The 18,490-nt window shown below is 64.4% G+C and carries 18 protein-coding genes; 8 read left to right on the forward strand and 10 right to left on the reverse strand.

Features of this window, described 5'->3' with window-relative positions; all coding sequences use genetic code 11:
- Positions 1–16: 16 nt before the first annotated feature.
- Together OWC43_RS22460 and OWC43_RS22465 are read right to left on the reverse strand one after the other, a co-directional pair.
- A complete protein-coding gene (locus tag OWC43_RS22460; protein WP_137829045.1) occupies positions 17–1,333 on the reverse strand; it encodes a UDP-glucose/GDP-mannose dehydrogenase family protein in 1,317 nt (438 codons plus the stop codon).
- A 194-nt stretch (positions 1,334–1,527) separates the two neighbouring features.
- Positions 1,528–2,541 carry an NAD-dependent epimerase/dehydratase family protein gene (locus OWC43_RS22465; protein WP_393958384.1) on the reverse strand — a complete coding sequence of 338 codons (1,014 nt, stop codon included), beginning with the start codon at positions 2,539–2,541 and terminating at the stop codon, positions 1,528–1,530.
- Positions 2,542–2,901: 360 nt separating this feature from the next.
- Between OWC43_RS22465 and OWC43_RS22470 the strand changes: the two genes are divergently transcribed.
- A complete protein-coding gene (locus OWC43_RS22470) occupies positions 2,902–3,135 on the forward strand; it encodes a hypothetical protein (protein ID WP_137829043.1) in 234 nt (77 codons plus the stop codon).
- A gap of 144 nt (positions 3,136–3,279) precedes the next feature.
- Here OWC43_RS22470 and OWC43_RS22475 read toward each other — a convergent pair whose 3' ends face one another.
- The 5 genes from OWC43_RS22475 to OWC43_RS22495 form a co-directional block, all read right to left on the reverse strand.
- Positions 3,280–3,789: a hypothetical protein gene (locus OWC43_RS22475; protein ID WP_393958385.1), complete on the reverse strand. Its 510-nt coding sequence runs from the start codon at positions 3,787–3,789 to the stop codon at positions 3,280–3,282.
- 382 nt (positions 3,790–4,171) lie between these two features.
- Entirely contained in the window at positions 4,172–4,717 is a 546-nt protein-coding gene (locus OWC43_RS22480) for a flavin reductase (protein WP_393958386.1), read from the reverse strand.
- A 286-nt stretch (positions 4,718–5,003) separates the two neighbouring features.
- A complete protein-coding gene (locus OWC43_RS22485) occupies positions 5,004–5,351 on the reverse strand; it encodes a DUF3140 domain-containing protein (RefSeq protein ID WP_393958387.1) in 348 nt (115 codons plus the stop codon).
- An 83-nt stretch (positions 5,352–5,434) separates the two neighbouring features.
- Entirely contained in the window at positions 5,435–6,832 is a 1,398-nt protein-coding gene (locus OWC43_RS22490) for an MATE family efflux transporter (RefSeq protein WP_393958388.1), read from the reverse strand.
- A 207-nt stretch (positions 6,833–7,039) separates the two neighbouring features.
- Entirely contained in the window at positions 7,040–8,896 is a 1,857-nt protein-coding gene (locus OWC43_RS22495) for an ABC transporter ATP-binding protein (protein WP_238307662.1), read from the reverse strand.
- A gap of 116 nt (positions 8,897–9,012) precedes the next feature.
- Here OWC43_RS22495 and OWC43_RS22500 point away from each other — a divergent pair, with 116 nt between their 5' ends.
- The 3 genes from OWC43_RS22500 to OWC43_RS22510 all read left to right on the forward strand — a co-directional run bounded on the left by OWC43_RS22500 (position 9,013) and on the right by OWC43_RS22510 (position 11,415).
- Complete coding sequence (locus tag OWC43_RS22500) at positions 9,013–9,462, forward strand: tRNA (cytidine(34)-2'-O)-methyltransferase (RefSeq protein WP_137830189.1); 450 nt, start codon at positions 9,013–9,015, stop codon at positions 9,460–9,462.
- Between the two features lie 279 nt (positions 9,463–9,741).
- On the forward strand, positions 9,742–9,891 hold the full coding sequence (locus OWC43_RS22505; RefSeq protein WP_393958389.1) for a hypothetical protein: 150 nt from the start codon (positions 9,742–9,744) through the stop codon (positions 9,889–9,891).
- A 498-nt stretch (positions 9,892–10,389) separates the two neighbouring features.
- Complete coding sequence (locus OWC43_RS22510; RefSeq protein ID WP_393958390.1) at positions 10,390–11,415, forward strand: glycosyltransferase family 61 protein; 1,026 nt, start codon at positions 10,390–10,392, stop codon at positions 11,413–11,415.
- 16 nt (positions 11,416–11,431) lie between these two features.
- On the opposite strand, the gene OWC43_RS22515 is transcribed toward OWC43_RS22510, so the two are convergent.
- Together OWC43_RS22515 and OWC43_RS22520 are read right to left on the reverse strand one after the other, a co-directional pair.
- The gene (locus OWC43_RS22515) at positions 11,432–12,118 is read right to left on the reverse strand and encodes a hypothetical protein (protein WP_393958392.1); all 687 of its coding nucleotides are present in this window, start codon (positions 12,116–12,118) and stop codon (positions 11,432–11,434) included.
- A gap of 498 nt (positions 12,119–12,616) precedes the next feature.
- Positions 12,617–13,414 (reverse strand): FkbM family methyltransferase, encoded by a 798-nt coding sequence (locus OWC43_RS22520; protein WP_393958393.1) that lies wholly within the window; start codon positions 13,412–13,414, stop codon positions 12,617–12,619.
- 173 nt (positions 13,415–13,587) lie between these two features.
- On the opposite strand from OWC43_RS22520, the gene OWC43_RS22525 reads away from it, so the two are divergent.
- The 3 genes from OWC43_RS22525 to OWC43_RS22535 are packed head-to-tail and all read left to right on the forward strand — an operon-like array spanning position 13,588 to position 16,077.
- Positions 13,588–13,977 (forward strand): flotillin domain-containing protein, encoded by a 390-nt coding sequence (locus tag OWC43_RS22525; RefSeq protein ID WP_393958622.1) that lies wholly within the window; start codon positions 13,588–13,590, stop codon positions 13,975–13,977.
- A gap of 31 nt (positions 13,978–14,008) precedes the next feature.
- Entirely contained in the window at positions 14,009–14,944 is a 936-nt protein-coding gene (gene hemF, locus OWC43_RS22530; protein ID WP_393958394.1) for an oxygen-dependent coproporphyrinogen oxidase, read from the forward strand.
- Between the two features lie 11 nt (positions 14,945–14,955).
- Entirely contained in the window at positions 14,956–16,077 is a 1,122-nt protein-coding gene (locus OWC43_RS22535) for an ATP-dependent RecD-like DNA helicase (protein ID WP_137830184.1), read from the forward strand.
- 55 nt (positions 16,078–16,132) lie between these two features.
- On the opposite strand, the gene OWC43_RS22540 is transcribed toward OWC43_RS22535, so the two are convergent.
- The gene (locus OWC43_RS22540) at positions 16,133–17,401 is read right to left on the reverse strand and encodes an aminotransferase class I/II-fold pyridoxal phosphate-dependent enzyme (protein WP_393958395.1); all 1,269 of its coding nucleotides are present in this window, start codon (positions 17,399–17,401) and stop codon (positions 16,133–16,135) included.
- A gap of 390 nt (positions 17,402–17,791) precedes the next feature.
- Between OWC43_RS22540 and OWC43_RS22545 the strand changes: the two genes are divergently transcribed.
- The gene (locus OWC43_RS22545; RefSeq protein ID WP_393958396.1) at positions 17,792–18,472 is read left to right on the forward strand and encodes a response regulator transcription factor; all 681 of its coding nucleotides are present in this window, start codon (positions 17,792–17,794) and stop codon (positions 18,470–18,472) included.
- The last annotated feature ends 18 nt before the right edge of the window (positions 18,473–18,490 follow it).

Genomic DNA, 18,490 nt, shown 5'->3' on the forward strand with positions numbered 1-18,490 from the left:
CGGGACGGGAATTACATCAGCCGTTCGACGGTGTGGTGCCGATGCCCACATATTGGAAACCGTGCTTCACGGCGTCGGTCGGCGAGTAGACATTGCGCAGATCGACGAGCACGGGGGCGTTCATCAGGGTCTTCAGACGCGGCAGGTCGAGGGCGCGGAACGCGCTCCACTCCGTCACGATGACCAGGATGTCGGCGCCGGACGCGCAGCTATAGGCGTCGTCGGCATAGGTCACGCCTTCGAGAAGCGGACGCGCCTGCTCGATACCCTCGGGATCGTAGGCCACCACTTTGGCGCCCCCATCCTGAAGTCCGGCGATGATCGAGAGCGACGGCGCATCGCGCATGTCGTCCGTGTCCGGCTTGAACGTCAGGCCGAGCAAGGCCACGGTCTTGCCGCGCACCGAGCCTCCCGCCGCCGCCACGACCTTGCGCGCCATGGCGCGCTTGCGCTGATCGTTGACCGAGACCACCGTTTCCACGATCCGGATCGGCGTCGCGTAATCCTGAGCCGTCTTGACCAGGGCGAGCGTGTCCTTGGGGAAGCAGGAGCCGCCGTAGCCGGGGCCTGCATGCAGGAACTTCGAGCCGATGCGGTTATCGAGGCCGATACCGCGCGCGACCTCCTGAACATTCGCGCCGACCCGCTCGCAGAGATCCGCGATCTCGTTGATGAAGGTGATCTTGGTCGCAAGGAATGCGTTGGCGGCGTACTTGGTCAGTTCCGCCGTGCGGCGGCCCGTGACGATGATCGGCGCGGCATTGAGATAGAGCGGGCGGTAGACCTCCTGCATGACGGCGGCCGCGCGCTCATCCTCGGCGCCGATGACGATACGGTCGGGACGCTTGAAGTCGCCGATGGCGGCGCCCTCGCGCAGGAATTCAGGGTTGGAGGCAACCCCCACTTCGGCGTCGGGCCGGGCTTCGCGGATGATGCGCTCGACTTCATCACCGGTGCCGACCGGCACCGTGGATTTGGTCACCACGACCGTGTAGCCGGTCACCGCTTGGGCGATTTCGCGGGCGGCGGCGTAGACATAGGAGAGATCGGCGAAGCCATCACCACGGCGCGAGGGCGTGCCGACCGCGATGAAAACGGCGTCCGCGCCCGCAACGGCGGGCTTGAGATCGGTGGTGAAGGAGAGGCGCTTCTGGCGCACATTGTCGGCCACCAAGGCTTCCAGACCCGGCTCGTAGATCGGCATACGGCCGGCTTCCAGAGCTTCGATCTTCTTCGGATCGTTGTCGACGCACACCACGTCGTGGCCGAAATCGGCGAAGCAGGCACCCGACACCAGGCCGACATAGCCTGAACCAATCATCGCAATCCGCATCGAATACCCTCTCTGGCGTGTCCGTCGAGCCCGTGACGGGCCCTGATCCGACCGCAGCCGGGTGCGATCAGTGACGTCTCGAGTCAGACCGTTCTATCAAACACTTTTCGCACATGCGAACACCGTTCTACGTATACCGGGGTTTCCGAACCGGAACTCCACATCAATAGGAGCGCAACAAGATCGAATCCCGATCATGCGTCAGGGTAGTAAGAGCGATACCACTCGACGAAAGCCGGAATACCGACCTCCAACGGAGTTTCCGGAACCTTACCGATCAGCGCATCGAGCAGGGCAGTGCTGGCATGGGTGCGAATGACATCGCCCGGCGGGAGGGGCTTGAGGATCCGTAAAGCCTCCCGACCTAAAGCGGCCTCCAAAGCACCGATCATCGCATCGAGCCGCACCGGACGACCGCCGCCGATGTTCACGAGGCGGTAGGGCGCCACGTTGCTGAGCGTATCGGCGTCCGAGACCGGCCCACCTTCGGACGGGAGCGGCGGGGGATGATCCGAGAGCCGCACGATGGCATCGACCAGATCGTCGATATAGGTGAAGTCGCGCTCGGCCGCCCCCTCGCCGAAGACTTCGATCGGCTCCCCCGACAAAATCTTACGGGTAAACAAGAACAGCGCCATGTCCGGCCGCCCCCAGGGTCCGTAGACCGTGAAGAACCGGAACGCCGTGGTCGGCACCGAGAAGAGATGTGCGTAGGAATGGGCCATGGCCTCCCCCGCGATCTTCGACGCGGCGTACAACGTCAGGGGCGTGACGGCACGGTCGGTTTCGCGGAAGGGAAGGCTGGTATTGCCGCCATAGGCCGAACTGGTCGATGCCAGCATCAGGTGCCGCACCGGATGCGCCCGCACCGCTTCGAGGATATTGGCGACACCGACGAGATTGGCGTCGACATAGGCCTGTGGATTGACGAGGCTGTAGCGTACGCCCGCCTGCGCAGCGAGGTGGAACACGATGTCGGGCTTGGCCGCTTCCATCACATCGCGCACCGCACCCGGCGTCTCGAGCCGCGCTTCGACTGCGGTGAAGCACGAGTATTGAGCGAGATTGCGGTGGCGGGCTCGCTTCAGTTCGACGTCGTAGTAATCCGACATGGCGTCGAAGCCGGTCACGCGATGCCCCTGGGCCAGCAAGCGACGGCTGAGAGCGTGACCGATGAAGCCTGCCGAGCCGGTGATGAGAGCGTGCATACCGAGCCGGTGACCTTGTTCTAGGGAGAGCCGACACCATTGCACTCTCAGGGTCACAAGGAAACGGGCCTGCTGGCCATCACTCCATGATCGTTAAAAGGCCTGGTCTTCGACATTTGCTCTGTGTGCAGGGGGCCTGCGACTGACGCGGGGCTTGCCTGTTGCGCAAAGCGGATTACTTACGACCGATCAACGGCCGTCCTGATTCTTCGCTTCCTCCGCGATTGCGCGGTCCCGGCCTATGGCCTGCGGGCCCCGGTGTAGCGGAAAAGCCGGGTCGGACCTGATCTTCCCCTCCCGCGGGCACCGCCCCGCCCTCGCACCGACGTCAGCGAGACTGAAATTTCGAGTGTCGAACCGATGAACCAACTCTTCCGCCTGCCGCAGGTCGGCGAGGCCAATCCGATTGCGGAGCCCTCGGCCGAATTCCGAGTGCCCTTCGCGCAGTCCGGCGCCTTCGTCTGCAAGTTCATCATCGGCGAGCCGAGCGACCAAGCGGTGTGCTGCGGCGCGCCGGTGGCCGACGGCAAGAGCTGGTGCGCCTATCACCGCCGCATCGTGTTCGAGCCGAGCCGGCCGGGCCGCATTCGCTGAAGATCCGTCACGGCGCGATCTGACGACCCGAATAACAATCGAGGGTGCTGCGTCCTCTCGCGGCACCCTTTTTCGTGCGCGGAGCCTCGAGTGTATCGTTCAGGATCTGCAATCCGGACCGCCTCGTAGGGCGACCATTCGGTATCAATCGTCGAAATCGTCGCCGTCGATCGGCGCGAGCCGGCGGACCACGGTGCCGTCCGGATAAGCGTAACTCCGCGAGCGCATGACGAGGTAGCCCGCCGACCGAGCCTGGGCGAGGCGGCGCGCCCTGTCATCGAATTCTCCTTCGCCCTGCCAGATTGGCGAAGGCCGCATCGCGGCCCTGCCCTCGGAACGCCCATAGCCGGGATCATACGGCACAGGATCGGCGTAGCCGTAAACGGGACGGCGCATGCTCCGGGCGAACGAAGTCCGACGCTCGTATGGGCGCGGGGCCAACCGATCGCTGAAACGCTGCGATGGCTCGGCCGAACGCCGCTTCGGTTCCGCACGCTCGACGACGCTGCGTCGTGCAACGCGGGCGGCTCTCGCGTCCCTGGCGGCCGCCTCGGCCTCGCGTTGCGCGGTCGAGCGTGCCACCGCACGGCGGATCGCGTCCTGGCGCAGTTCGGCCGCTGTCGGTTCGGCCGGCGGTGTCGCCCTCTCCGACATTGCCGGGTCGGCCTTGGACGGAACAGGATTGGCGCGGACCGGTGCAGTCTGGCGCTGCTCGGCTTGTCGAGGCTCGCTCCGCGGCGGCTCCGGCGAGGGGGCCGATGTCCTGGCGGGCTCCGACGGTGCTGTACGAGCCGGTGGGTCGGTCCAGCTCGAGGCCTCGCCGCCAGCCGGCTCTTGGGCCCAGCTCGGTCCGCAGGTCAGCACAAAGCCGAAGACGGCGAGTCGTGTGAGGCGGCCGATCGACATGGACACGCCCCTGACTGGCGATAGAACGGGATCCGTCGGTGACGGCCCTATGGTCCTGCGATGAAGCGAACGGAAAATTAACCCCGAACCGGCGCGCCGTCCACGGGAAACACCGCCTCGAGACCGTTCCTCACGCCCGCCCCGGGGTGACATCGTCCGCGTCCGCTGCCGGCGGCAGGGTGCGATAGCGTCGTCCGGCATAGAGCAGGCTGCCGTCCGGCTCATCGTTGGCCGGCGCGATCGTCAAGGCGACGACCTCGCAAATCAGGATTTCGTGGGTGCCGACGATCGAGCGATCGGCGATGCGGCAATCGAAGGCGGCGAGCGCTCCCGACAGCACTGGCGCGCCTGTGACGAGGCGATCCCAGCGCGCGACGGAGAACCGCTCCGAGCGCGGCAGGGCGCCGCCGAAGGCTTCGGCCAGGGGTTGCTGCGATGCCGCCAGCGTGTTGACGCACAAGCTGTCATTCGCCTGAAACACCGGATAGGCGGAAGCCGACCGGTTGAGACACACCAAGAGGGTCGGGGGCGCGTCGCTTACACTGCACACGGCCGTCGCCGTGAAACCGGACCTCCCGCCCGGTCCATCGCTGGTCACGAGATGCACCGCGCTCGCGACCTGTGCCATCGCCTCGCGATAGGCCGCCGCATCGATCGCGGGCTCGGGTGAGATCATGGACGGGCGCCTCTCGGCCGATAGTCGGGAGAAGGACATGTCGGAACGCCTCCTCAGATCGGCGAAGCTGTGAGCGCGCCGGTCCTCCGAGGCAAGGCCGAGCAACGCAAAGACGCAGCAAGCTTGCCCGCCGATGGCGCGCCCGCCTTGCACGGAAGCGGCATCCGCTTGTCTCGGATGCCGTCATGGGGGAAAACGACCGTCGAACGGGGCAAGGCCGCGGCCCACAACCGCGATCACTCGGAACGCAACGCCGTGCCTCCGGCGCAGCGTTCGATCACCGACATCAATCCTTCAGCGGATCGTGACCCCAATTCATCAGCGACAGACGCCAGGGCGAGTCCTTGATCTTTTCCTTCTCGTCCGGCCCGCCCTGTTTCAAGTGACGGTGTATATAGCCGACGACCTTCTTCATATGAGAATAGTCGTCATCGGAGAGATCGGCCTTTTTCTTGTGGAGGATCTCGACGATCCGCCTTCCCTCCTTGTGGCCGGTCGCCTCGCCGCCCCCCTTCTTCTGGCCGACGGATTGGCTCTCGTCGCTTTCCAGAAACTTCTCCAGGGACGAGGCCGTCATGTTCACGGCTTCCTTGAACTCCGTCCAGATTTCTGCGTGATCGTCCTTGCCCGCCATCGCGTCCTGCCGCTGTCAGAAATGGGTCCGGTTCGGAACCGGATGGCATCGGCCCGGTTCCGCGCGCGCCGATGCTGCGCGGTTCAGACGCGGGGTCGCGCGCTCAACCGCAGCCAGCGGGTCACGAGCAGGATCGAGACGGTGAGCAGTCCGGCGCAGAATCCGGCCCAGATGCCCTGCCCGCCCCATCCGGCTCCCCAGGCGAGGGCTGCCCCGAGGGGCACGCCGATGCCCCAATAGCCCGTGAGGGCGATGACCATCGGCACGGCGGTGTCCTGCAGGCCGCGCAGCGCGCCCAGTGCCACCGATTGCACACCGTCCGACACCGCGAACAGCGCCGAGAAGGCGAGGAAGCCGACAGCGACCGGCAGCACGTCGGCGGCACCGGGAGCCTCCGCGTCGAGGAATAGGCCGATCAGCGAGCGTGGCGCGGCGAGCTGGAGGACGGCGCAGGCCGCCATGAAGGTGAAGCCGAGCCCGATCGCCACGGCACCGGCCCGTCTCAATCCGGCGGTGTCCCTCGCGCCGAGTGCGCGCCCGACGCGCACCGTCGCGGCCTGCCCGATGCCGTTGGGGACCATGAAACAGGTCGCCGCAATCTGGAGCGTGACCGCGTGGGCGGCGAGCGGCACGGTCCCGAAGGTGCCCATCGCCACCGTCGCCGCCTCGAACAGGCCGGCCTCCGCGACACCCGCGACGCCCATCGGCGCGCCGACCCTCAGGATCCGAACAAGCGTCTCGGCGTCGAAGCGCCAGAGACTAGTGAAGAAGCGATGACGGCGCAGCACCGGATCGCGTCCGATGACGATCACCAGACCGACGAGCGCCAAGCATTCGGTGAGAACCGTGCCGAGTGCCACGCCGACGATGCCGAGTTTCGGCGGTCCGAAGGCGAAGAACGCGCCGAGGGCGATGTTGAGCGGTAGAGCGCCGACGCTCACAACGAGGGGAGCGGCGGGCCGCTGGAGCGCGGCGAGTGTACCCTTCAAGACCATGAAGGCGAGCGCGGGCAGCATCCACCATTGCAACACCCGCATATAGGTGCCGGCATCGCGCAAAACCGACGGATCCTGGCCGAGCGGCGCCAGCAGCGCCTCCATGTGCCACAGAAGGGGCATCAAGGCCGCCCCGAGGAGGAAGCCCAACCAAAGACCGGCCCGGACGATGCGGCGCACGGCGCCCTCCCCGCCGGCGCGGCCGCTGCCCGCCGCTTCCGCCACCAGGGGTGCCACCGCGGAGGTGAGCCCGATCCCACCGATGAAGAGAAGCAGGTAGAGGCTGGTCGCCAGGGCGCCGGCGGCGACCGGCTCGGCGCCCAGGCGCCCCAGCAGCACTGCATTCGAGGCGACGAGCCCGTGCTGAGCGAGGTTGATGAGGACGAGCGGTGCGGACAGGCGCAAGGTCGCCCGCACTTCGTCCCACCAGGGCGAGGCCGGCTGCGGAGGTGAGGCCGTCTCGGCAAGTCCGCTCGGGCGGATCACGGTCGCTGTTCCTTCAAACCTGTCGGAGCCGGGCGGGCCGCCCTCGCACGTCACCCCCTGCCAATGGACCCCGTGAGGCGGCGCGAATGTCTGCGAGGGGATTACGGAGGAGTGTCGACGCCAACCGGCTCCCTCTTTTGCAGGGGTCTGTGCGTGCCCTCGTGGCGAAACGCTCGCCGAATAAGGGCACTCCCTTCGGAATGGTGCCTACGAGACCGGCGCCTCCGCCCGGTCCCCCAGAAAGCCACCGGATTGGCGCCGCCACAAATCGGCATAGAGGCCGCCGCGGCGGATCAGTTCGGCGTGGGTGCCCTCCTCCACGATCCGACCCCGGTCGATCACGATCAGCCGGTCGAGCGCCGCGATGGTCGAGAGGCGGTGGGCGATGGCGAGCACCGTCTTGTCGCCCATCAGCGCGTCGAGCGCCTCCTGGATCGCCGCCTCGACCTGCGAGTCCAGGGCGCTGGTCGCCTCGTCGAGGATCAGGATCGGCGCATCCTTGAGGATGACGCGGGCGATGGCGATACGCTGGCGCTGGCCGCCGGACAGCTTCACGCCCCGCTCGCCGACATGGGCCTCGTAGCCGCGCCGCCCCCTATGGTCGACGAGATCGAGGATGAAGTCGTGCGCGTGCGCCCGGCGGGCCGCCGCCTCGATCTCCTCCTGCGTCGCGTCGGGCCGGCCATAGGCGATGTTGTCCCGGATCGAGCGATGCAGCAGCGAGGTATCCTGGCTAACCATGGCGATGCTCTGGCGCAGCGAGTCCTGCGTGACGCCGGCAATGTCCTGGCCATCGACGAGAATGCGCCCGCCCTCGACGTCGTGCAGACGCAGGAGGAGCGAGACGATGGTGCTCTTGCCCGCGCCGCTGACCCCGACGAGGCCGACCTTCTCGCCCGGACGGATGCGGAAGTTGAGCGCCTCGATGATGCTGGCATCGCCGCGCCCGTAGTGGAAATCGACATCCTCGAAGGCGACCTCGCCGCCGCGGACAACCAGCATCTTGGCATCCGGCGCATCGACCAGCCCGTGCGGGCGGGCGATGGTCTGCATGCTTTCCTGGATCACGCCGACATTCTCGAACACCCCGCGCACGGTCTGCATCACCCACCCCGACATCGCCATCAGGCGCAGGATCAGGGCGAGACCGGCGGAAGCCTCGCCGGTGGTCATCGCGCCCCGCTGCCAGAGCATCAGGCAGGCAGTCGCGGTGGAGAGGATCAGCAAGGAGTTCAATCCGCCGAGCAGGCTGGTCGTCAGCGTGGTGAGGCGGAACTGGTGCAGATAGGCCTTGGTGTGGGTATCGACCGAGTCGCGCACCGCCGCCCGCTCCTCGCGGTCACGGGCGAAGAGCTTCACGGTCTGGATGTTGGTGTAGCTGTCGACCACGCGGCCGATCAGGGCCGAGCGGGTCTCGGCGGTGCGGTGCGAGCGGGTGCGGGCGCGGGGCACGAACCACGCCGTGAGCCCGGCATAGCCCGCGACCCACACCACCACCGGCAGGGCCAGCCAGGGCGAGATCGACGAGAACAGGCCGATCGCCGTCACCGCGTAGATCGCCACGTAGAGGAGCGTGTCGATGAACACGACAGCGAGTTCGCGCACCGCCGGCCCGACCTGCACCACGCGATTGGCCAGCCGCCCGGCGAAGTCGGCCTGGAAATACGAGAGCGAGTGACCCAGCGTGTAGAGATGCGTGCGCCAGCGGATTTGGTTGGTCGATTGCGGCACCACGAGCTGGTTCGAGGCGATCTCGTGCAGCCAGATCGTGAACGGGCGCACGACCAGCAGCAGTCCTCCGGCAAGGGCCAGCGGCAGCGCGTGATCCGACACGACGCTCGCCCGGTCCGCGGTGTTCATCAGATCGATGAACCAGCGCATCAGGAGATAGAGCGAGGCTTCGATGCTGCCCGCGATCACGGCGACGATGAACAGGAAGAACAGCGCGCCGCGGATCGGCCGCAGGTAGAAGGCGGCGAAGCCGAGGACGGTGTTGGGCGGCATGCGTCGTTCGTCGAAGGGCGCGAACGGGTCGATGCGGCGCTCGAGCCAATCGAGGAACATCTGTAACAGTCAACCGAGCGGTGGATGCCGGCCTGAGGTAAGGCCGCAAAGCCCGGGGCCAACCCCGCCCTCCATGCGGCATGCCCGCCCCAGCCCTGCGGACGACCTCATTTCCGATGCTGCGCCTCGCCCTCTACCAGCCCGACATTCCCCAGAACACCGGTACCCTCCTGCGCATGGCGGCGTGCCTCGGGCTCGCGGTCGAGATCATCGAGCCGGCGGGGTTCGACGTGTCCGACCGGCATCTGCGCCGCTCCGGCCTCGACTATCTGGACCACGTGCCGATCACCCGCCACCGCTCGTGGAACGCCTTCGAGGCGTGGCGGCAGGAGCACCGCATTCGTCTCGTGCTCGCGACCACAACGGGTGCCCTGCCCTACACCGAGTTCGCCTTCCGCGACGGCGATTGCGTGATGATGGGGCGCGAGTCGGCGGGCGTGCCCGAAGCGGTCCATGCAGCCGCCGACGCCCGGGTGTTCGTCCCGATGCGGGCGGGGATGCGCTCGCTCAACGTCGCGGTCTCCGCGGCGATGATCATGGGCGAGGCGCTGCGGCAAGGAGGCTGACCGGTCGAACTGTGCGCGATCGGCTGACAATCGCCCTCCACCATCACATCTCCTGCGTGCATTCCGATTAAAAACACTAGTCTGGTGTCTTACACCTAGGAAGTGCCGCGATCCAAATCACTCCCGTCCAGATTGATCTATCGACTCCTGCCCAAAACGGCGGATCTCGACGCGGTTCACGGCCTGGAAGGCCAAGCGCCCGACGTCGTTTCGAAATAGTATAAGCTGAGCCATGACTTAGCGTTCTTTGTTGGTATGATGGCTCCGAGGATGCCGTTAATGACGGTCGGACTGGGGGGGAGGGCATTGACCCCGTTCGTGCTTCTTTTTTACGCGGCGCTGGCAGCGAAGGAGCCGACGATGATTGCGGCCCGCACGAATGCTGCACTGACCGGCATCAAGGCCAAGGGCGCTCAACTCGTCAACTGAATTAAATTCCCGAAGTCCTTCTGTAAAAAATGTGCGGACGGAAATGGGCGCGAGGCCGACATGCTTTCGGTCAGGAACGATCCAGGCCGTCAGGATCACTAGCGCTCGGAGCATTGCGGCCGAAGATACACGTTGGAAGTGCGCATTGACATCCAATACGACAGTATTCGGGCTCGAATCTGAGTAAGAAAACGATGAGTACCAGACGCTAGTCCGAGGCGCTTGGCACTCTCGTAAGCTAAGTGTCTCGGCAGCCGGCGCACCGGCCGGGTAAGGCAGTCTGCGGCAGTTGGCCTCGAGCCGAAGGCAAAACTCACAACCTCAGCGAGCGGAACTCTTGGCTGGATTCTCAATCGGAATGTCTCAACCCTTACCCTTGCTGATCCACGTTGAAATATGTGAAGGGCTTGGCGGAGAGGTACCGCATCCCGTAAGCAGTAGCGCGTATCGTACACCCATACGCGGATCAGTGCGGCAAAATTGCTACCGGAATTAAATATGTCACTTGTTCGGTGTGAAGAACTTTGGGGCGAATGCAGAATTCTACATGATAGCCCAAGCATATCAAGATATTATGGATCTATTTATATTCCTCTCAATCTCAATCATGGGTGGGGTATATATAATCTATCAGGCCACTTAATTAATGATACTGTAGATTTTCGCGGCACAGAACGTAGTCCAAATAATCAAGTTACAGAAGCAACAATAAATAGCGGTCACGTTTTAAATTACGCAGATGATTATCACTATGTGTACGTAGGTCGAATCAATATCCATTATGGTCATTTTTTAATTAATACGTTACCCCGCTTTTGGGCAATACAACGATTGAGAACTCATAGGACTAAAATCCTTTGCCATGGGCACGGACGTCCAGAAGATTGGTTTAACTTCCCCTTTTTCGCCAAAATTTGCCGGGCACTGGGCCTTGAGCCTCATGATTTCGTCATGTTTAACGCTCCGATTAGGCTCAGGGAAGTCGAGATACCTTGCACGAGTTTCGAGGAACAGTATCAGGCACACACGGAGTACCGAAATTTTTGTCGCTTTGTGGGAGAAAGGCTGCACGCCTCCGGTGACTCACACAATAACGACCGGCCCATTTACTTTTCAAAGGCGGCGCTGACGTCTGGTGTGGGCCGAATTCGCAACGAGCAAGCGTTCATAAACGTGATTGAGGCGGCCGGCATCGATGTTGTCGCGCCGGAGACCCTCGGGATTGAAGAGCAGATCAGGATTTTTGGGACCCGCTCACTCATCCTCGGAACAGCTGGTTCTTACTTCCATACGAGCATTTTCGCCCCGTCCGGCAGCCGAATCGTCGTCGTCAACCCAACGATCCATATCAACTCGAACTACTCTCTGATCGACGCCCTGACCGGGAACGACGCAGCCTACTATTACCCGTCCGATCTGCGCGTTGTGACACCTTCTGCTGAGGACACTTTCCTCACCACGAGGGAGTTCGCGGATCCGGTCGCGGCGGCAGAGCAGTACCTTGCTGTACTGGGATTGATATAATCTCTACGCTTATTTACTACCGGAGGGCGCCTTGATTGACGCGCCCTGCAAAAAAAGCGTTGCCGTCCTCATCTATGCTGAAGATGACTGATCCGGCCTTATTTCGGTAACTTAGCTTATTGTTAACCATCGAGACACAATTGCTTAACCCCGAAAAGCAAACAGACTGACCCTCTTTCATGACAATAGCCTTCAAATCGGCATTTGACTGAGACATGTTAATGCCAATCTGATGCACGCCCATAACGTTGTAGCTTACCTTAGAATGTGTCGCATCTACGATAGTGTTTTCATCGACGACATCTTCGCCATTGAAAAATATGGCGGAATGCCAAGCTTTGGCGCCGTTCCCCATGTGCGCGTCGAAGTAAACCGCACTTAGAGACGTGAAAGAACCTTGAGCGTGCACGTATTGCCCGACCGTGAATGGGCCGGACCCAGGGGCGCTGTGTGCGTCCCAATTCGTGAAATCGAGTTCGTAGCCGATCGTGCCATTTTCGCTGCCGATTGCCCCGGGTTTGCCTGGATACCCGCTGCCCTCAAAGCCTCCGAAGCTATTCGGCCCCCCCGGCAATCCGTTCCGAACAGAATCAGTGTTCAGCGCCCAGGCGGTGCCTGCCCCAGGGGCCTGCATGACGCCGATGTACTGCGTGACCTTCTGACCGCTTATCGGATCTTTCGGCTGCTTGGCGCCCGTGGACACGAAAAGGCCAGCGCTCGAGAGCCACTCGTGCTGCTCAGCCCCCTTAGTCGTTTTCCCGTGTAGGACCTGGGTCGATAGGACCGGGGGGTGGGGCGGGGCGGGGCAGTTCGAGGTTGGGCAAGCGGGGATGGACGGGTTTCCGATCACGGAAAGGCGATCGAGTCCATTCGTTGACTGCTGAGCGAGGCTACGTCGGGCCAAGTCCTCTGCGGCCGCGCCTGTCGCGACTGAGATGACGAAGGCGAGGAGGATGGCGTACCACATGACGGGCTTCCTTTTAAGGCGCCGACAAGCTGGGTTGCACCGCGAACGCCAAAACCCCTGGCGCGCCTATCCAGTTGACGCCATGCGCCACCAAGAGGTCGCCAGCAATCGGCTTCGCCAGCGGTAGCAGCCCTCCTGGACTATGCGACGCGGATTAGCCAGGCCACGGCAATCCGTGCAATGGCCAGCTCAACAAACGATCGGATCCCTCCACCCCGGTCGACGCTGCTGGTTTCAACTCAGGGTGAAGCGGCGGAGAACAGGAAGATTGCACGAGTCGCAGATCTCTTTGAATTTATCCAGCCGTTCAGTGGGCACCAGTGCGTGGTTCCACGCCGCGTTGTCAAATAGAACTTCGCCATCATGAATAGCCATATCGGGCCTGAGGCGGAAATCTAGGTAGTCGACGCCGTGCAGAAACGCTCCGATCGCACCGCGCTTGGCTGGTCCAACGACCTCGGCGAAGATGATGGGGCGGTCGCGTAAGATGCTGTCGCGGGCGCCGCGCAGAAAGGCATGCTCGTGCCCCTCAATGTCCACCTTGATCACGCCGATATGGTCCTGAATTCCCAAGTTGTCGAAGCGTCTAACCGGGACGCTGATCGTCGAGTGCACCTGCTGGAAGCCCTGTTCCAGCGATGCGCTCGTCTCCAACAATCCGTGTCCCGGATCAGGGATGTGAAGCACGGCCGTTCCGTCTTTCTCGCTCAGCGCGATTTCGTGAATCTCAACTTGCGACGCGATGCCATTGAGCATGAGATTGCGCCTTAATGCGTCCAAAGCTTTCGGCAAAGGCTCGAACGCGATTACCTTCCGATCACGGGTCATGATACATGCAAGTACTGAGTAGATTCCTGTATTCGCACCAACGTCAACGAAAATTCCGTCTACACGCAGCAAAGTAGCCATCATTAGAAAAGGTAATGGGGGCTCATACGAGCCCAAAGCAAGCTGACTTGATACAGCATCCATCCCGTCTGCACTGTCTAGGTTGAAGGATTTACCTGCAAAATCAACCTTGATAACACCCATAAGGCTCTCCACACCCTTATTGTAAGCTTTCGAATTTAGCTAAGATGCGCTCGCATCATTTGATGCGGCAGTTGCAAATCTCACCGGATTCCGACAGAGTCGCGCACGTGGCTGATTCTCTGTCTAGGACAAATCTGCAACAACGGAGCATAGCTCGGTAAATACCGTCGGGGATCGCCGAAAGCGGCGCCCTTAGGCGGCAGCGGCCGCAAAGTGAACCCGAAACGCGCGCCTACGAGGCCGACCTGCGCCGTCTCGCCATGATTCCCGAAGCGCTCCGCGAGAGCATGAAGGCGGTGGAGAAGATCGACTCGATCAAGATCTTCGACGCGGGCGGAATGATCGGCGCCAACGGAGCCGGACCGAACACGGCCAACCTCGGCGACAACCTGTCCGGCCATCTCCTGCGCTACCAATACAACAGTCCGATCCTCGGAGCGCTGCTGGCGGAGGCGGGATTCGGCGAGGGGCATGGCAGCCTCGACAGGCTGGTTGGCGGCCTTCGCAATCAGGGGGCGTCCTCTTCCGCGACCGGAACAGCCCGGCCCGCCGGACCGAATTGACGGAACCGCACGCGGGTGGGAAAGCCTTCGCATGAGCGATGCGTCCGCCTCCCCCCCGCCCTCGACCCTGCCCGCCCCCGACGATCTCGCCGCGCTGAAGGCCGAGGCGCAGAGCTGGTTCTCGACGCTGCGCGACAAGATCGTTACCGCCCTGGAGACCCTGGAGGATCAGGCCGCCGGCCCGTTCCATCCGGATGCCCCGGCGGAGGCCGGCACCTTCGTGAAGACGCCGTGGCAGCGCACCGACCACAGCGGCGTGCCGGGCGGCGGCGGCGTGATGGCGATGCTGAAAGGGCGCGTGTTCGAGAAGGCCGGCGTCCATATCTCCACGGTGCATGGCGAGTTCGCCCCCGAATTCCGGGCGCAGATGCCGGGCGCGGCCGAGGATCCCCGCTTCTTCGCCACGGGCATCTCGCTGATCGCCCATCCCTGGAACCCGAACGTGCCGACGGTGCACATGAACACCCGCTTCGTCGTGACGACGAAGGCGTGGTTCGGCGGCGGCGCCGACCTGACTCCGGTGCTCGACCGGCGCCGCACTCAGGAAGACCCGGACACGCAGCATTTCCACGCCTGCCTGCGGGAGGCGTGCGAGGCGCATGCGCCGGCCGCGAACTACGATAAGTACAAGGCGTGGTGCGACGAGTATTTCCACCTCAAGCACCGCAACGAGCCCCGCGGCATCGGCGGGATCTTCTACGATTATCACTGGACCGGCGATCCGAAGGCGGACCTCGCCTTCACCCGCGATGTGGGCGAGGCCTTCCTGAAAGCCTATCCCGAGATCGTCTGGCGCAATCTCGCCCAAGACTGGACCGAGGCCGACCGGCTGGAACAGCAGGTGCGGCGGGGCCGCTACGTCGAGTTCAACCTGCTCTACGACCGCGGCACCATCTTCGGCCTCAAGACCGGCGGCAACGTCGCCTCGATCCTGTCGTCGCTGCCCCCGACCGTGCGCTGGCCGTAGATCAAGTCGAGATGGCCGAGACCTCGCTTCCCACGCGCTTCGCCCCGCAGCAGGACGCCGCGCTGAAGGCCATCGCCGCGTGGCGGCGGGACGGCGGCTCCCAGGTGTTCCGCCTGTTCGGCTATGCCGGCACCGGCAAGACCACACTGGCCCGACGCATCGCCGACGATGTCGACGGGTCGGTCGCCTTCGGCGCCTTCACCGGCAAGGCGGCCTCGGTGATGCGACAGAAGGGCTGCCACGACGCCGCGACGATCCACTCGCTGATCTACCGCACCAAGGAGGGTGACGAGGGCGGGCCGACCTTTACCCTCAACCGCTCCGGCCCTGCGGCCAAGGCCGATCTCATCGTCATCGACGAGTGCTCGATGGTCGATTCCGATCTCGGCAACGATCTCCTGTCCTTCGAGAAGCCGGTGCTGGTGCTGGGCGATCCGGCCCAATTGCCGCCGGTGCGCGGCGGCGGCTTCTTCACCGAGGCCGAGCCCGACGTGATGCTGACCGAGGTTCACCGTCAGGCCGCCGACGACCCGATCGTGCGCATGGCGATGACGATCCGCGAGGGCGGACGGCTCGAGGTCGGTGAGTACGGCGAGAGCCGGGTGGTGCGCCGTCGCGACATCGACCCGGCGCAGGTGCTCGATTGCGACCAAGTCTTGGTCGGCCTCAACCGCACGCGCCGTCTCTACAACAACCGCCTGCGGGAGCTCGCCGGGCATACCGATCCGATGCCCTCCGTCGGCGAGAAGCTGGTCTGCCTGCGCAACGACCGGACCAAGGGCCTGCTCAACGGCTCCACTTGGACGGTGCAGGCGCTCCGCGCTCCGCCGCGGCCCGACACGATCCGCCTCGACGTGGTGCCGGAGGACGATCCGGCCGTGCGCCGCCGCGCGGTCGACATCAAGGTGCTGCGGCAGGTGATCGAGGGTTCGGAGGAGGAGATCCCGCTTTTCCTGAAGCGTGAGACCGACGAATTCACCTACGGCTACGCCCTGACGGTCCACAAGGCGCAGGGCTCGCAATGGGACAAGGTCGTCCTGTTCGACGAATCCTACGCCTTCCGGGAGCACCGGTCGCGCTGGCTCTATACGGGCCTGACCCGGGCGGCGCAGGCCATCACTGTTGTGATGTAGGCGGGCCCGCCCGAATGGTCCCCCTCCCTCTGTCGAGAGGGGGAACGCGGGGTCGTCAGCGCGCCTCCGCCGCCGCCAGCAGCGTGCAGAGCGCGACCGCCTCGGCGGCCTTGCGCACGGCGTCGAGGCTCGGGAAGGTCGGGGCGATGCGCAGGGTCCGGTCGTGCGGATCCTGGCCGTAGGGATGCGTCGCACCGGCCGGGGTCAACGCGATTCCGGCCTCGCCCGCGAGGCGCACGACCTGCGCGGCGGTGCCGTCGGTCACGTCGAGGGTGATGAAGTAGCCGCCGAGGGGGCGGCTCCAGCGGGCCACATCCCAGCCGTCGAGCCGGGCGGCGAACGCCTCCTCCACCGCCGCGAATTTCGGGGCGATCAGGGCGCGGTGACGCTCCATATGGGCGTCGATGCCGGCCGCGTCGCGCAGGAAGCGGACATGCCGGAGCTGGTTGAGCTTGTCCGGCCCGATGCTGCGGCGGCCGGACTGAGCGAGGTACCATTTGACGTTGGCCGGCGAGGCGGCCAGCAGCGCGAGCCCGGCTCCGGCCAGCGTCACCTTCGAGGTCGAGGCGAACACGATCGGCCGGTCGGCATGGCCGGCCTCGGCGCAGGTTTCCAAGATGTTGAGGAGCGCCGGGCGCGCATCGGCGAGGTGATGCACGACGTAGGCATTGTCCCACAGGATGCGGAAATCGGGCGCCGCCGTCGTCATCGCGGCGAGCCGACGGACGGTCTCGTCCGAATAGGTTTCGCCGCTCGGGTTGGAGTATTGCGGCACGCACCAGATGCCCTTCACCGACGGATCGGCGACGGCTTCCTCGACCACGGCCATGTCCGGCCCCTCCCCGGTCATCGGTACGGGGATCATGCGGATGCCGAAGCCCTCGCAGAGCGCGAAATGGCGGTCGTATCCCGGAACGGGGCAGAGGATCGTGATCGGCTCCTGCTTGCTCCAGGGCCGCTCGCCGCCGGGCACGCCCTTGAGCAGAGCGTAGACCAGCACATCGTGCATCAGCGCGAGGCTCGAATTGTTGGCAACCACGATCTGATCCGGCGGCGCGCCGAGCACGGGCGCGAACAGGGCGCGGGTCTCGGGCAGGCCCTGGAGATTGCCGTAATTGCGCGCGTCGGTGCCGTCCTCCGCGGTCGTGTCGCGATTGCCGGGCAACGCCAGCATCTCGGCGGCCAGATCGAGCTGGTCCGAGGCCGGCTTGCCGCGGGTCATGTCGAGTTTGAGGCCGCGGGCCTTCAGGGCCGCGTACTCGTCGCGCAGGGTGGAGCGTAGATCCGCCAGTTGCTCCGGCGACAGGTTTGACAGGGACGGCATGGATTTCCTCGTACCGGGACGCGTCCTTCTTCGATCCTGCCGCGCCGCCGCGGTCAAGCGCCGTATTGCGGCGCAGCAGGCCTCGATCGAACCGTCATTCGCGGCCCGACACCAGCCGGCTGTGGCCGAAATGGCACTCACGGAGCGGGCTGACAAACAATCTTTTGATACATTTGTACGCCGTTAACCACTCGTTAACCATTACGACCAAAAAGCTAAGAACATACAAATGATGCATCGGACGCAGCGCGAAACACCCGCATAAGGTCGCGGTTCAAGTTCTCGCACAGTTCATCGGCATCACACCGACCGAAAATCAATCACGGGCCATCACGGCGCGAAGCTGCTTCGCGTCGGCGGACGGACTGTGCCATTTCATGGAGATCGCAGGTGTATATCGTCGTCGATGAGCGTCGGTCCGTCGCCGACCAATACGTTGCCGGGTTCGATGCGGAGGGTGCCGCCGCCCGTTTCGTCACCGCGGAGACGATGCAGCTTTGGCTCGGCACGGCGTCGCGTCAGGATGTCGAGGCGATCGAGGGCGTTCTGATCGGGGATTGCGACGACCGGGCCTCCTGCACCGTGGCGATCCGTTCCGCCACCCAGGCGCCGATCATCGCCCTCAACGAGACGCGCTCCCTGGAGCAGACGCTGGACCTGTTCACCGTCGGGATCGACGACGTGGTGCGCAAGCCCGTGCATGTCCGCGAGATCATCGCCCGGGCGAGCGCGATCCGGCGGCGGATGAATCGCGGCGTCGAGAAGGCGCCGGCCCCCGACCGGGACGGCCGCCTCACGGTCTTCGCCGACGGGCGCGATCCCGAGATCGACGGCAAGAGCCTGATCCTGCCGCGGCGCGAACGCCACATCCTCGAATATCTCGCCAAGCATCGCGGCCGGCAGGTCACCAAGGGCCAGATCTTCGCCGCCGTCTACGGCGACCTCGACACCGAGGTCGAGGAGAGCGTGGTCGAGGGCCATATCAGCAAGCTGCGCAAGAAGCTGCGGACGCAGCTCGGCTACGACCCGATCGAGGCCAAGCGCATGGCCGGCTACACCTTCATCGGCTGACGCAAGGCGCGACCACGG

It is taken from the genome of Methylorubrum sp. POS3, assembly GCF_043352485.1.
Lineage (GTDB): Bacteria > Pseudomonadota > Alphaproteobacteria > Rhizobiales > Beijerinckiaceae > Methylobacterium > Methylobacterium suomiense.